A 14,931-nucleotide genomic window follows, 5' to 3' on the forward strand; every position below is an offset into this window, starting at 1 on the left:
TAAAATTAAGCCATAACGTTAAAATGATCTTCTAACAAGATTCATTAAAATGTTATGGCTTATTTTCTTAAATATATATATGACGGCTATTCAGTTTGTCTAATAACTGATTTAGACTTTGTATTTCCTCTTTACTTAGACATTGGCAACGTGCTTCTATTAATTCACATCTTGCAGTATTGATTTGTTGAATTAAATTACGCGCTTCTTCTGTTAGACATAAGTCTTTGCAACGTAAATCTTCATGTGATTGTTGACTTGTGATATAGCCTTTCTGGACTAACTTCTTAATCCATCTAGAAACAATAGATTGTTCTCTGCTAATCTTCATCGTCAAATCATATTGTGATAAACGATCAAAGCTATATAATATACGCAATAATTCTAGTTGATCATTTGTAATGTCCGTGCGTTGTCCAAATCGTCTGTTAACCAAATTCAGGTCATTATTTGTTAGTGTAATAAGTTTTTCTAGTTGATTATACATTGTTGTTCTACTCCACTTTTGTAATTGATAATACTATTATACTATGATTTTTTTATATGTCATGTACTTTCAATATTTTGTCACAATACATATCTCAATAATTCAATTTTAATTTCATTCAGTTTAACTCACCGTTGAGGCAAACGTGAAATTTAACGAAACATTGCTTGAGCCTGACATTTCTATTGTTTTTTATAATTCGGGTTATCTTTATTAAGGAAATAATTACCTGCATTTAAATAGCTTGCAAATGCAGACCACATGACATACGGAATTTGTAATAAACCTGCAATGCGATGTATTTTAAACATTGAAATTGTATTAACGACGACAGAGATAAATAACATCATACTTTCAATCAAGGCAATGCCTCTAACTTTCTTTTTAAAGTAAAGTATTGACCATAAATAATTTAAAGCTAACTGACTATAGTGAGTCACTTTAATCTTAGTCGTCTGTTCATTATTTTTCGTAGTGAGTAAATAAGAAACGCCCATGAGTACATATAAGATTGGCCAAACAATTGGAAAAGCTTTTGTAGGCGGTGAAAATGGTGGCTTTCTAAATTGGTTATAATCCTCTTTTGATTCTTTCGCTATGACTCGACCAATGATACTCCCACCTACCATTGGATGTAACAATTTAAACGTATTTTTTAATATATTAATGGTAATCCTCTCCTTTGGCTTATTAACTTCCTCTTCCCTATTCAAAAAATAATATTCATATTTGAAATAATTATCTTAAAATCAAATAAAATGTATATATCTAAGGCTTATTTAATAATCAACATTTTTTCTAAATTGTTGCATTGAAGTATCGAAATATACTAAATTAGATACAGTTATTAATAAAAAAGGAGCCAATCGTATGTCCATTGATACAAAAAGAGATTACTTTTTCGATAACGCTCGAGCCATCCTCATCTTTTTAGTCGTGTTCGGTCATATGATTCAACCCTATACTTCTGAAAGTAAATCGTTATCTGCATTATATTTACTGATTTATAGTTTCCATATGCCATCATTTTTATTTATCTCTGGATACTTTGCCAAACATTTGGATAAACCACATTATTTAGAGAATGTAGCTAAAAAGTTACTTGCACCATATGCGATATTTTATGCCTTTTTCTCAATTTATTATTTTTTAACTGGTAAAAGTGACGCGATACAAATGGATCCATTTAATCCAGTATTTGCTTTATGGTTTTTACTTACATTATTTAGTTTTCACGTCATACTTGTTATTGTACGTCGATACAAAGCATACTATGTGTTACCTATCGCATTAATCATTTCAATACTTGCTGGTTTTTCTGACGATATCGATGGTTATATGAGTATTTCTAGAACAATTGTATTTTTCCCAATATTCTATGTTGGCTATTTAACAACACGTTCACATACAAAACTATTGCGTAATAAAAAAATAAACGTATTTTCAATTATGGTACTTATCATATTTTTCATCGTTTATTACATCCATCCAATCAATTCAGATTGGCTCTTAGGTAGCAGTCCTTACACTTCTCTCGAAAATAATAACGAAGATGTATATAGTCCCTTAAAACGTTTATTACTTTACTTCATCATATTTGTAACTATGTTCTCATTTCTTAATTTAATGAGTACGACTAAACGTTTCTATACTTATATTGGCAATCGTACGATGTATATCTATTTACTCCATGGACTAGTTATAGGTATCGTTAGAGGTTATGAAATATATCCATTTAAGTCTCATACGTCCGTTCTTACTTATGGCTATTTATTTATAATCTCAATCGTGATTGTTTATTTACTATCAACGAATTTTGTTTGTAAATGGACTAATCCTTTAATCAATTTGAAGAAACCTTCTTCATTTAAAGGATAATGACAAAATCATATAAACCAATACTTACCAAATTATGGTAGCTAAAATATGTTATTATAAGATTATTCTAAAAATTTATAGTAACAAGTACGGTTACTATAATTTGGTTTTTTGAGGTGTAAAAATGAAATTAACTTTAAATTCAAATGCTAAATTTTTAAGGGCACCAAGTATTCGTCAGTTCTCTAATCGTATGAAGGATATTGATGATTGCGTCAATTTAACGATTGGTCAACCCGACTTTCCTATGCCAGAGGTGGTGAAAGCGGCCTATATCACTGCAATACAAGAAGATAAAACGAGTTACTCACATAATAAAGGATTACCTGAAACACGTCAGGCAATTCGTAACTATTTCAACAATAAATACGGTTTCTATTATAGTGAAGAAGAAATTATTGTTACGAATGGTGCAAGTGAAGCACTTGATACTTCATTACGTAGTATTATCGAACCTGGTGACGAAATATTAATTCCAGGGCCTATTTACGCTGGTTATATTCCATTAGTAGAGACTTTAGGTGGGCACCCTGTATATATAGATACAACAAAGTCAGAATTTAAAATCACGCCTGAATTAATTGCTCAACACTACTCTGATAAGACAAAAGCAATTTTGTTGAACTACCCTACGAATCCTACGGGCGTCATATTAGATCGTAATGAAGTTAAAAGCATTGTAAATTATTTAAAAGATAAAGAAATTTTTATTATTAGTGATGAAATTTATGCGGAAAATACATTTAAAGGTAAACATGTTTCCTTTGCAGAATTTGAAGAGATACGCGATCAGCTTTTACTTATTGGTGGTTTGAGTAAATCTCATTCTGCTACAGGTATTCGTATCGGCTTCTTACTAGGGCCTGAATATTTAATTGAAAAGCTAACATTTATGCATGCCTATAATTGCATTTGTGCAAATGTCCCTTCACAAATTGCTTGCATTGCCGCACTCAATGAAGGATTAGATGCACCTCAATATATGAACCAAGCCTATATCGAGCGTCGTGACTATCTGGTCAGTAAACTAACAGAATTAGGTTTTGAACTTGATGCTCAACCAGAAGGTGCGTTCTATATATTCCCAAGTATTCGACAGTTTACGTCTAATGATTTTGACTTTTGCGTAAAAGTGCTTGAAGAAGCCCACGTAGCAATGGTGCCTGGGTCTTCATTTACCGATATGGGTAAAGGTTATATCCGCATTTCTTATGCTTACGATATGGATGTCTTGAAAGAAGGTATGCGTCGATTAGAATTATTTTTAAAAAAATATTATAATTGATACCTTAATTTAAAAGGACACTTGTTAATAGCGATTAAACTGTTTATCAGTTTATCACTATACAAGTGTCCTTTAATTATATTTATAGTTGTATTATCATTAACCGGTTTATGGGAATTTAGGGAATTGATCGAAGTCTGGATCACGTTTTTCTTTAAACGCGTCACGACCTTCTTTCGCTTCATCCGTAGTATAGTAAAGTAATGTAGCATCTCCAGCCATTTGTTGTAAGCCAGCTAAGCCATCCGTATCAGCATTCATAGCAGCTTTTAAGAAACGTAAAGCTGTTGGAGAATGTTTCATAATATCTTTACACCATTTAACCGTTTCATCTTCAACTTGGTCTAATGGTACAACTGTATTAACTAAGCCCATGTCTAAAGCTTCTTGTGCATTGTATTGGCGACATAAGTACCAAATTTCACGCGCTTTTTTATGGCCAACGATTCTTGCTAAGTAGCCAGAACCATAACCAGCATCAAATGAACCTACTTTAGGACCTGTTTGTCCGAAAATAGCATTGTCAGCAGCGATTGTTAAGTCACATACTACATTTAATACGTTACCACCACCGATGGCATAACCTCTAACCATTGCGATTACTGGTTTAGGAATGACACGGATTAAACGTTGTAAATCTAATACATTTAAACGAGGAATTTGGTCTTCACCTACATAGCCACCATGCCCACGTTTCTTTTGGTCACCGCCTGAACAAAAGGCTTTGTCACCTTCGCCAGTTAAGATGATTACAGAAATATTTTGATCATCACGTGCACGACTGAAAGCATCAATCATCTCAGCAACCGTTTTTGGTGTAAAAGCATTTCTCACTTCTGGACGATTAATTGTTACTTTCGCAATACCTTCATAAAATTCATATTTTATTTCATCATATTCTCTAAGTGTTTCCCACTGTCTAGTCATTTTGCTCCTCCTTTAAAAAACCTAATACCATTGTATCAAATTCCGCTTTATCTTCCACATGAATTGTATGACCTACATTGGAAAAGGTATGGACTTGGCTATAGCGCATATCTTTGTTCATAGCTTGTCCAGTCTTCACAAATTTTTGGTCTAATTCACCTGTTAATATAAAGCACGGTATTTGAATTCGACTGATTTGATCCCATAGGTTAGGCATATGCCCTGTACCGTAATCACGTAATGCCTTTGCCAATTTATAAGGGTCTTGAGCCATACGCATGTCACGCATAGCTGTCTTTTGCGCTTTATCCAAATGTTGTTGTGTATAGAATAGCGGTAATTTTTCCCAATCATTTACAAAGACTTCTAATCCTGCTATTTCTAACACTTTCGCTCTAGCAGCATCTATTTGTTGTCGCTCATAACGATTATTTTCTTCTCTAATTCCTGGTGAACTACTTTCAAGAATCAATTTGTTAATTGCGTGTTTACCATACAGTGCATAGTATAGTGCTACCCTACCACCCATTGAATAGCCTAATAACGTGACTTTATAAGATTCATACATATCTAATATTTCATCCAATTGCTTCGCAAGAAATGGAAAATCCCATGTTACATCCATTGAGGAATGATCTTGGCCATGGCCTGGTAAATCAACAGTTAACACATTAACCTCTTGTAACAATGGATCCACGTGCGCATCAAACGTACGACTATCACTTATAAAGCCATGTAGAAGTACTAATAATTGATTTGTCTCTTGTTTTGACTGATAAAAGTTATAATGTAACATTCAGAATACCACTCAATTTCTTATATAGAATTTGATGTTGCGACATATTGTCATCTCTATTCGTTACCAACTCATAAATATGTGAATGCATGTGTGACAGCTTTTCATGAGTGAAATCTGCTACCGAATTAAAGCGTTTGAATGAAAAATCATAAAGTAGCGCTGTATATTCAAAATTCAATCCAGTTGGCGTGCCAAACAATCTTTCAAAATAAGCTTCTGCAGACGCCTTCTGTGGAAGATATGAGAATATACCGCCACCATCATTGTTTAGCAATACAATATTTAAATGAATGTTGTTAATTTTTGCCATTAAAAGACCGTTCATATCATGATAAAACGCTAAGTCACCTATCAATAACGTTATTTTCTTATGTACAGCCATGCCAACAGCTGTAGACACAACACCATCAATACCATTTGCGCCACGATTTGCGTATACTTCAACTTCACTATTGTAAAGTAAATTATCTACGTCACGAACTGGCATACTATTACTTACAAAAATAGCATCTTCTTTAGTCAGTTTATCAATGACTGTTTTTACAAATGCCGCTTCATCAGTCGCATGTGACATATGTTTATCGATATGATGTCTCGCTTGAGATTCAAGTGTTCGCCACATTTCTATCCAATCGTTACGTTCAACTGCTGATTCTTCAATAAGGTTTCTGAAGAAATCATTTGCAGATATTTCATAAGACACACTAGGTGGTGTTGGAAAAACATCTATCTTGTCATTATTTTGAACAAGTATTTGATAGGCATTCGTATGTTTAAGCCATTGATTTAACTTTTTAGAGATAACTGGTTTCCCAACTCTAATAACAAAATCAACATCTAAATCAAGCCCTGCACGAAAATATAAGTCATACGTCGTTATCACATTAGGATGATTATACTTACGTAACTGACTCAATGGGTCAGCAAGTATAGGTAAATCGTGCACCGTTGCATATGTAAGAATTTGATCGACGGCTTGATGTTGCATGTCACCGACAATAATCAATCCTTTTTTCTCTTTTAAAATATGACTGATATCTTGAACATTAATATTTTTTTGATAATGCGGTAACTTTTTAGTATAAGACGTCAACCATTCTTGTCTTTCAAGATTAGGCGTTAATGGCTCTCTAAATGGTAAGTTAAAGTGAATTGGACCTCTATGAGGACCATATAAATATTGGCTTGCAATCTGCATTTGGTAATAAATGGCATCTAACATGTATTCAGTACCATCAGCGACAGGCATATCAAACTGAAAATTAACATAATTTGCAAACATATTCACTTGATTAATCGCTTGAGGTGCGCCTACACTTCTTAATTCATGAGGACGATCACTTGTTAACACGATTAAAGGTATACGACTGATTTGGCTCTCGGCAATTGCTGGCGTATAATTCGCTGCTGCAGTACCTGAAGTACATAAAATCGCTACAGGTCGTTCGCTCCCTTTTATTAAACCTAAAGCAAAAAATGCCGCACTACGTTCGTCTGGGTGTACCCAAGTCTTAATGTTGGGATGTGCCTCAAACGCAATTGCTAGTGGTGTAGATCTTGAGCCGGGACTAATGACTACTTCTCGTACACCATAGACATATAACTCAGATGCAAAGGTATATACTTGTTTAGTTAATGCTTCGTTATGATTCATTCTTATCCACTACTCCTAAAGCATTCATCATTGGTGAAAATTTAACCGCTGTTTCAGCTAATTCGCTATCTGGATCAGAATCTTTTACAATTCCGCAACCTGCAAATAACGTCGTTTGATTTTGTTTCATTAACATTGAGCGTATGGCTACAATAAACTCACAATCATCATTCATGTCAATATAGCCAACCGGTGCACCATATAAACCACGCGTTCCAAACTCATTTTCTTCAATAAATTTGAGTGCTTCATCTTTAGGATAGCCACCTAACGCTGGTGTAGGATGCATGTCGTCTATTAACCCAATAAATGAATTGTTTTTTAACTGACCTTGTATTTGCGTATATAAATGATATAAATGGTCATTTTTTAAAATATTCGGTGTATGATTATATTCAATATGATCAACGTAAGGTGTGATATCATCTAGAATACTTCTAACTACAAAATCATGTTCACCTAAATTCTTTTTATCCTTTAAAAATGCTTGTATATTTTTTTCATCTTCTTCAGTGTCGTTAGATCGTTTAATCGTACCAGCTACTGCTTTCGTAGATAAAACACCATCTTCTACCTTAAGAAGTTGTTCTGGTGTTTGTGAAAAGAATACAGATTGGTTGGACTCTAAAATAAATAAATAGCTATTTTTTTCATTTTGTAGTGCGCGATTAAGCACGTAAGGTATACTAATTGGCTTATCAAATTTGATCATACGACGTCTTGCAAGCACAATTTTTTTAGTTTCATCAAGCTGAGCAATCGCATCTCTAACCAGTTCTTTCCACTCATCAACGTAAATATCTTCCATTCGTAAGATATTTCCTAATGTTTCATCTTGATCATCTTGTCCAATGTGCGCCTCTTCAAAGAAAGCGACTACCTCTTTGAATGCTTCAATATCAAAATTGGCTCTTTCCACTGTATAAGTCAGGTAAGTAGTCTGATTAATATTCGAAATAAGTACTTGAGGCACTACAAAATGATTGATGCCAAATTCTCGCCACTCATCATCAGACTTATGGCTAGAGAATTGAAATCCTCCAATGACTTTTAAATGATGCTTTTCTATATCTGGGTGAACTAATTCAACATCTTTTTTAAATTTTTCCCACTCACGAAAGATCGATTGCTTGTTATCAAAGTTATTTTTGAACCTTTGAACAGCATGATAGCCGAAAAACGAAGACGCATTATCATTTAAGCGAAAATAAAAGCGATCCCCTGCTTGTGCTTCTGTCAAATTGAACAACTCGTCAGGCGCAAGTGCTCTATCAATTTTCACTTCAACAGATACCCAGCTTTTGTTACTTTCATATATTGACTCAATAATGTCATCTTCCTTTATATTCGCAGCCATTCATTTCACTTCTTTCATTATCTATTTTTTCTCATTACAATATTGTATCATTTTTAACTATTTATAGTGGCATAATTGCTTAATCTTCTAGAGAAATATTTCACGCCAATTGACCTTTATTTATGATTCCTTTAAAATACATATGTTAAAACTATATACTATAAGAGGTAGATTAAATTATGGCAAATCAATATCAACAATATTCTACTGTTAGAAAATATTGGCATTTGATGCGACCTCATACTTTAACTGCTGCTGTTGTACCTGTATTAGTTGGTACAGCAACTGCTAAACTTTTTTTATTAGGTAGTCAAGATCACATTAAATTCATGTTATTTCTTGCAATGTTAATTGCTTGTTTACTTATTCAAGCTGCAACGAACATGTTTAACGAGTATTATGACTTTAAAAAAGGTTTAGACGATCACACTTCCGTTGGTATCGGTGGTGCTATCGTAAGAAACGGTATGAGTCCAAAACTTGTCATGAATCTAGCAATTGCTTTTTATATCATCGCTGCATTTCTCGGTATCATTTTAGCAGCTAATAGTTCATTTTGGATTATTCCAGTAGGCATCGTTTGTATGGCAATTGGTTATTTATATACTGGTGGCCCAATGCCTATTTCTTGGACACCATTCGGTGAACTATTTTCTGGATTGTTTATGGGCATGATTATTATTTTATTAGCGTTCTTTATTCAAACTGGCAATGTTAATGGCTTTGTAGTTTGGATTAGTATTCCGATTGTTATTACAATTGGCTTAATTAACATGGCTAATAATATTCGCGATAGAGTTAAAGACCAAGCGAGTGGTCGTAAAACATTACCAATCCTATTAGGTAAGAACGCTTCAATTACATTTATGGCAATTATGTATATCGTTGCATATGTGTTCGTTATTTATACTGCGCTATTTGTAGATGGCGGTTCACTATTTTATTTACTTGTACTGCTATCATTTCCTATGCCAGTCAAAGCGATCCGTCGCTTCAAGAAGAATGACACACCTGCAAGTATGATGCCTGCGATGGCTGCAACTGGAAAAACAAATACAATCTTCGGTGTATTATACGCATTAGGCATATATATCAGTGCTTTATTAGGTGGTATATAATATATCACTTGTGACATTTTAAATGTTGATACAAGCAAAATAGGACGGAGGTCGAGACTTTGAAATGATTTCTAATTTCTGTCTCCTCCGTTCTATTTTTTTACTTTATGCTGAATAAACCATGTGTAAATATTGATGACCATATAATTCCACATCTTCAGTCCATTTAAAGCCCAATCGTTCATACAATTTCTTAGCTCTCGGATTATCATAGTCGCAACTTAAACTCCACTTTGTATCTGGATACGTTGCTATTAAATAATTAAACAGTTTCGTTGCAATACCCTGTCCTCTAAACTTTGAAAAAGTAGCAACAGCTTCAATATACCATTCATCATCCTTCGATTCTTTCAATGGCAATGGCGTTCCAAGTGCTTTTATGTCATCCTCTAATGGTAATTCATTCCATGCTGCTTCTAACTCTAATTCTTTAGAGCCCTCATAGGCAATGATGCAACCTGCCACTTCGTCGTCTTGCTCATATACCCAGATATTATTATAATTCGTTCTATAATTAATATTAACGATACTCTCTTCAATAGCTTGAATAACTCTTTCTCTGGAAATTTCTTGGACAATATCAAGTTCCATATCTTTCCAAATAATGTAACATAATTCTGCAATTGACTTACTATCGCTCGGACGTGCTTTTCGTATCATAAGTTAATTCCCCTTTCGATTAGTGTATTAACTATATTATATAAAATTTACAAATAATAATAAATTAATTGCAATAAATTGAAGCATTGAAATTTTGATTATAAATACATTATCTAATATCTGAGTATTATTTGATTTAATTTTTGAAATGCTTAAAATATAAATTTAAGGAGGCATCATTATTATGAGAGTTAATAAAACATTATATGTATTATGTTCTTTATTTTTAGGCGGTGTCGGTATTCATAAATTTTATGCAGATAAAGTATGGCAAGGCGTCTTTCATTTAGTTTTCTTCTGGACTACAATTCCTACTATCATTTCTATTATTCATGGGATTATTGTCATCTTCACAACTAAAGCAGATCAATATGGCTATATTTATATACCAAATAAGCGACATCCATAACTTTTTAATAAATAATTATAGATAATATCTTTAATTATGTGTAGAACGGGTAAACTCAACTAAACAATTTAAAAAAGGAGCAAGTTAATATGAATATCATTAAACGTGTCATTCGAATTGTGATAACAGGCTACTTAGTAAAGTGGATTCGTAATAAAATTGAGGGTAAATCAAACGGTGGACAAAAATAGAAATAAAAAAGGTCTATTCGCTAACTATAATTAAGTAGTGAATAGACCTTTTATAATGATGAGTGACAGGATCCTAATTTACTCATTGAGAAATGCCTCCAGATTTTTATATTCATTCGTATAATTGATAAATGCTTCTTCATTCTTATTAATAAGTGCTTCATCAATCAACTTTAATAGTTGTTTTTTTCTTCCTTGGCGAAGGGCCTCTTCAATGACCAGCTCTACGCCTAAATCATTAACTGTAGTAACAAAGTCTTCTAACGTCGTATGTTTGACATTCGTGTTGTAATTCATTGCAATCACTGCCTTTCTTTTTTGTATAAGGATAGTATACAAGTTTTTATTTTTTAAATCAATCGAATATTCTGACTTTTCACAAAAAAATATGTGTAATTTTATATGTAATGAATATCTTGACAACATATAAAAATTTTATATAATAAATTTATATTATTAATCGTTGTATTTTTAGCGCTTAATAATAACTTTATTTTAAGGAGGTTAAGAGATGACAAAAATTTCTCAAACCCAAAATACCGTATATATTATTCGGAAAGGCGACATGGTCATCAAACCAGTTATTGATGCCTATGAGCAAACTAAAGGATCAGAAATATTAAAGTATGATTCCTCAATTGTAACGAGTCCATTTAAAACACAAAAGATTGTCGAGCGGTCATGTAAGTTTTATGGAAACAGTTATATTAGTAAAAAATCCGAAACGCAACGTATTGCTGGTATTACTAGCAAACCGCCTATCTTATTGACCCCTCTATTCCCTACGTACTTTTTCCCAACCCATTCAGACCGTTTAGAAGAAAACATGTGGATCAATATGCATTATGTTCATGAAATCAAACCTCTCAAAAATCGAAAATGTAAAATCATCTTCGCAAATCACCAAACGTTAACACTGAATGTATCCTATCACAGCATTTGGCACCAATACTCTAACTGCATATTCTATTATTACATGGTTGATAAACAATCACGTATGAAATCAAATAATCCAGAAATGCCAATTGATTATGAAAAAACAACTTTAAATATTTTCGAAGCACTTTCACATTATTCACTATTGCAAGATAACTAGTTTCACGTTTAATTTTAAATCATACGGAACTTTTATATTAATATAGTGTAAATGTTCCGTATATTTTTTGAATATAATCCCTTGCAAATTTTAAGTTTATTGATATAATAATATTTGTGCTCATAGAGATACATTATATAAATACATATTAATCCGCAGTAGCTCAGTGGTAGAGCTATCGGCTGTTAACCGATCGGTCGTAGGTTCGAATCCTACCTGCGGAGCCATATGGAAACGTACTCAAGTTGGCTGAAGAGGCGCCCCTGCTAAGGGTGTAGGTCGCGAGAGCGGCGCGAGGGTTCGAATCCCTCCGTTTCCGTTTGTTACCTTTAAATAGTATAAAATAGAGACTAAAAACCCCGTTATTACGGGGTTTTCTTTATATAGTTTAAAATAGTTTTAAATCTAAGCCGACAACGAAGTCGACAACTTACTGAATATTGCTCAATGTTGTCGGTTTTGTTGTCGGTTTATCTCTTCAATCGCTTGTCGCTCTAGGGTTAGAGACGTTTCGTTTTTTACTTTTTAGTATCTCTGGGGTAGATTGAAAATGATTAAGCTTTGCTATTTCTTTTCTGGGTATTATCTGTTATGGTTATATCTAGTTCATCGATAAAATTATTGATGGATATATAACTCCTTTCTGCGACATTACTTCTCGGCGCTATCTGATCTCTCTGTAAAGTTTTCAGATAGCGCTATTTTTATAATCGATAAATACATTTGTCCTGTCATAATTGAAAACCTCCATAATTTGTTATATACTTCAAGAACACGGAGACCCCCCTAAGGCTCCGAAAAAATCATCCTTTGTTATTTGGTTTTCGGTCTTGGTAACCGAGATGCCATTTCCTAAGTTGTTTTAACACTTCCGGAACTATCAGTGCTGCCAATAGTGATGTTCCAGAAGTGTTTTTATTGTATTTCTTATTTTTTCGGTTTCATTTACGTAAATATTTTGATATACTCACTTTTGGAGTTCATCCTTATATTTATGTTGAACAAGAAAATCACCTTTTCTATAATTATTTAATTTTCTATGCGTTATCTGAACCCATACCTGTGTTTTCAGATAACGTTTTTTATTTAAATAAATATCTTCCGTGTGATTTTACGCATAAAAAAATAACCGTACCTATTAAGATACGGTTAACAATTAATCACAAACAATTGAGTAGCCGTTCCAACTTTAGACCTAAGACAGTAGCTAATTGTCATCTCAATACTTTGCTTTAATCACATTCATTATAACATAAAAAAGAGGGACAAGCACCGTTATGCTTATCCCTTACGAACTAATAGTGAAATGGTTTATGAGTATATTGTACTAACATGTATAAACTTTTACAAGGTTATTGCTTTCGTTAAAGTTATACCTTAGTAAACTTTCCGTAACTACTTGTTCTATTTCCCTTTTTATCAATTTCGCCTGTCGCAATATAGCGACGTTTTAAATCTTTGTTTAAGTAGGTTATCCAACGATAACCATTAACTGCAAATGCCCCGTCATAAATAATGCTTTCGCCATTTTTTAATACACCTGTGATTTTAGCTTTTGTATTGTGGGCGGTTCTAACGTTGTTACCTTTAATAGTAGAAACAGTATAGTGCCCTTTTTCTTTTTTGTATGGAACGCCTTTATCATTTAGTTTATAGCCTTTAGGTACTGCTACAACATCATCTTTTTTGTGAGTAGCTTTTTGCTTACTAGCGACGACACCGCCTATTGGCTTACCATGAATAGCACCTGCGATTAATTTTGCATATAAATCATGGTTCTTTTTAATCCAATTCATATCCGATGTGTTAGTGATAAAGCCTAATTCCGTTAATCGGTAATTCATGTTAATCTCTGCCGACACATTTGCATTGAGTAGATCATTACGTTTAGTAATACCTCTAATTTGACCTAAGTTGTTTTTAATCACATCTTGTATACTTTTATCAATACTATCTGCATTAAAAGCACTAGATATGATTACATGGCCACCACTTGCACTAGCACCTGCCGCATCTAAATGGAACTCTGCAATTAAATCATATTTTTGTTTATTAACCCAATACATGCCGTAATCTTTTTTATTACCTACACGTACACCATAAGCCGTGTCTTGATACATATCTTGTGATTGTTTACTGCCACCATATAATGCAACTTCATGCCCTGATTGACGTAAGTATTTAGCAACTTGTGGTGTGATGTTTTTACGAATGAAATCGCGTTCATTTGTTCCATTACCTACTGCACCTGGGTCGCTATAACCATGACCGGCAACAATCATAATTTTTTTAGGTTTTGTTTTTGTTGACGTTTTCGTATTTTTAATAATTTGTTTCGCTTTAGTACCTGCACTAATTTTAGTTGGAAAATCTAAACGGATAAAATACATAGGGTCGTCATAGTAATGCCAACGTCTTGTAACTTTCTCTGGGCCCCAACCTGGACTTATTACGCCATTAGTCCAACCCTGACCATCCCAATTCTGTTCTAAACATTCAAACTGTGTAAGAGTTGCTCTTGTAACGACTGCAACGTGTCCGGCACCACTCCCATATTTACCAGGGAATACAACAATATCTAACTTTTGTGGCAAGAAACTGTCGTAGTTTTTGATTGATTTACCGTACTTTTTAATCGTGTTTGCATTATCGAATGGGATATTTTTAGCATACAAGCCATACAACCTTTCGCCTGTAACAGCCATAAAAAAGGCATTTACATAATCGTAGCATTGGAAACCATAACTTAAATCTGGGTTGTATTGCTTTCCTTCCGAATTATCAAGCCACTTTTCAGCTTGTTTTTTTGTCATTAACATACTATCACCTAACCCAACTCATCTAAATTTGTAGGTTGTATATCTTCATTCTTAACTGGCGCTTGTCCTGTTGCTTTGCGATATTTCTTTTCTGCTTTGTATTTCTTTAATTTTTGATTTGCCCACTTACCTTCTTTAGTAGTTGGATTGGCTCTACGTCAAATCGGACTGATGAGTCCTAATATTGAGATTAAGCAACCTTAGGTTGTTTAATCTCTTTTTTTGTTGTTGAGGCAAATAGTCGCGAAGTT

Annotated in this window: 15 protein-coding genes, 2 tRNA genes and 2 pseudogenes; 8 read left to right on the top strand and 11 right to left on the bottom strand. The window is 33.4% G+C overall.

From position 1 onward, the window contains the following. Positions 1 to 67: 67 nt before the first annotated feature. Together KA828_RS06065 and KA828_RS06070 are read right to left on the bottom strand one after the other, a co-directional pair. Complete coding sequence (locus KA828_RS06065; protein WP_053029116.1) at positions 68 to 487, bottom strand: MarR family transcriptional regulator; 420 nt, start codon at positions 485 to 487, stop codon at positions 68 to 70. 182 nt (positions 488 to 669) lie between these two features. After that, on the bottom strand, positions 670 to 1,116 hold the full coding sequence (locus KA828_RS06070) for a TspO/MBR family protein (RefSeq protein ID WP_228480607.1): 447 nt from the start codon (positions 1,114 to 1,116) through the stop codon (positions 670 to 672). Positions 1,117 to 1,357: 241 nt separating this feature from the next. Between KA828_RS06070 and KA828_RS06075 the strand changes: the two genes are divergently transcribed. Beyond that, positions 1,358 to 2,365, top strand: a complete 1,008-nt coding sequence (locus KA828_RS06075) for an acyltransferase family protein (RefSeq protein WP_075109038.1) — start codon at positions 1,358 to 1,360, stop codon at positions 2,363 to 2,365. 124 nt (positions 2,366 to 2,489) lie between these two features. Further along, positions 2,490 to 3,650, top strand: a complete 1,161-nt coding sequence (locus tag KA828_RS06080; protein WP_193839541.1) for an aminotransferase class I/II-fold pyridoxal phosphate-dependent enzyme — start codon at positions 2,490 to 2,492, stop codon at positions 3,648 to 3,650. Between the two features lie 108 nt (positions 3,651 to 3,758). On the opposite strand, the gene menB is transcribed toward KA828_RS06080, so the two are convergent. Genes menB through KA828_RS06100 form a run of 4 tightly spaced genes read right to left on the bottom strand, consistent with a single transcriptional unit; the run spans position 3,759 to position 8,387 of the window. Beyond that, positions 3,759 to 4,577 (bottom strand): 1,4-dihydroxy-2-naphthoyl-CoA synthase, encoded by an 819-nt coding sequence (gene menB, locus KA828_RS06085; RefSeq protein ID WP_053029113.1) that lies wholly within the window; start codon positions 4,575 to 4,577, stop codon positions 3,759 to 3,761. Then, positions 4,570 to 5,373, bottom strand: coding sequence for a 2-succinyl-6-hydroxy-2,4-cyclohexadiene-1-carboxylate synthase (gene menH / locus KA828_RS06090; RefSeq protein ID WP_210125740.1), 804 nt, complete (start codon positions 5,371 to 5,373; stop codon positions 4,570 to 4,572). The genes menB and menH overlap by 8 nt, the downstream gene beginning before the upstream one ends. Further along, positions 5,360 to 7,030: a 2-succinyl-5-enolpyruvyl-6-hydroxy-3-cyclohexene-1-carboxylic-acid synthase gene (gene menD, locus KA828_RS06095; RefSeq protein WP_210125742.1), complete on the bottom strand. Its 1,671-nt coding sequence runs from the start codon at positions 7,028 to 7,030 to the stop codon at positions 5,360 to 5,362. The genes menH and menD overlap by 14 nt, the downstream gene beginning before the upstream one ends. Next, the gene (locus tag KA828_RS06100; protein WP_075109043.1) at positions 7,020 to 8,387 is read right to left on the bottom strand and encodes an isochorismate synthase; all 1,368 of its coding nucleotides are present in this window, start codon (positions 8,385 to 8,387) and stop codon (positions 7,020 to 7,022) included. Before KA828_RS06100 ends, menD begins: the two co-directional genes overlap by 11 nt. Before the next feature lie 179 nt (positions 8,388 to 8,566). On the opposite strand from KA828_RS06100, the gene KA828_RS06105 reads away from it, so the two are divergent. Further along, positions 8,567 to 9,505 (top strand): 1,4-dihydroxy-2-naphthoate polyprenyltransferase, encoded by a 939-nt coding sequence (locus KA828_RS06105; protein ID WP_193839546.1) that lies wholly within the window; start codon positions 8,567 to 8,569, stop codon positions 9,503 to 9,505. 105 nt (positions 9,506 to 9,610) lie between these two features. On the opposite strand, the gene KA828_RS06110 is transcribed toward KA828_RS06105, so the two are convergent. After that, positions 9,611 to 10,165, bottom strand: a complete 555-nt coding sequence (locus KA828_RS06110) for a GNAT family N-acetyltransferase (protein WP_075109045.1) — start codon at positions 10,163 to 10,165, stop codon at positions 9,611 to 9,613. Between the two features lie 184 nt (positions 10,166 to 10,349). Between KA828_RS06110 and KA828_RS06115 the strand changes: the two genes are divergently transcribed. Next, positions 10,350 to 10,574, top strand: coding sequence for an NINE protein (locus KA828_RS06115; protein WP_210125744.1), 225 nt, complete (start codon positions 10,350 to 10,352; stop codon positions 10,572 to 10,574). Positions 10,575 to 10,663: 89 nt separating this feature from the next. After that, the gene (locus KA828_RS13135) at positions 10,664 to 10,765 is read left to right on the top strand and encodes an SAR1012 family small protein (RefSeq protein ID WP_231119772.1); all 102 of its coding nucleotides are present in this window, start codon (positions 10,664 to 10,666) and stop codon (positions 10,763 to 10,765) included. Between the two features lie 78 nt (positions 10,766 to 10,843). Here KA828_RS13135 and KA828_RS06120 read toward each other — a convergent pair whose 3' ends face one another. Then, a complete protein-coding gene (locus tag KA828_RS06120; RefSeq protein WP_075109046.1) occupies positions 10,844 to 11,062 on the bottom strand; it encodes an IDEAL domain-containing protein in 219 nt (72 codons plus the stop codon). 214 nt (positions 11,063 to 11,276) lie between these two features. Between KA828_RS06120 and KA828_RS06125 the strand changes: the two genes are divergently transcribed. The 3 genes from KA828_RS06125 (at position 11,277) to KA828_RS06135 (ending at position 12,180) form a co-directional block, all read left to right on the top strand. Next, positions 11,277 to 11,861, top strand: a complete 585-nt coding sequence (locus KA828_RS06125; RefSeq protein WP_053029105.1) for a competence protein ComK — start codon at positions 11,277 to 11,279, stop codon at positions 11,859 to 11,861. 152 nt (positions 11,862 to 12,013) lie between these two features. Beyond that, positions 12,014 to 12,088, top strand: a tRNA-Asn gene (locus KA828_RS06130). 3 nt (positions 12,089 to 12,091) lie between these two features. Beyond that, positions 12,092 to 12,180, top strand: a tRNA-Ser gene (locus KA828_RS06135). 484 nt (positions 12,181 to 12,664) lie between these two features. Here KA828_RS06135 and KA828_RS06140 read toward each other — a convergent pair. The 3 genes and pseudogenes from KA828_RS06140 to KA828_RS13335 all read right to left on the bottom strand — a co-directional run. Then, positions 12,665 to 12,792 (bottom strand): annotated as a pseudogene (locus tag KA828_RS06140) (hypothetical protein). A gap of 439 nt (positions 12,793 to 13,231) precedes the next feature. Next, on the bottom strand, positions 13,232 to 14,680 hold the full coding sequence (locus tag KA828_RS06145) for an N-acetylmuramoyl-L-alanine amidase (RefSeq protein WP_210125746.1): 1,449 nt from the start codon (positions 14,678 to 14,680) through the stop codon (positions 13,232 to 13,234). 8 nt (positions 14,681 to 14,688) lie between these two features. Beyond that, positions 14,689 to 14,829: pseudogene (locus tag KA828_RS13335) on the bottom strand (phage holin); the annotation flags it as partial. Between the last annotated feature and the right edge of the window lie 102 nt (positions 14,830 to 14,931).

This window comes from Staphylococcus sp. GDY8P85P (assembly GCF_017892405.1).
Taxonomy (GTDB): Bacteria; Bacillota; Bacilli; order Staphylococcales; family Staphylococcaceae; genus Staphylococcus; species Staphylococcus borealis.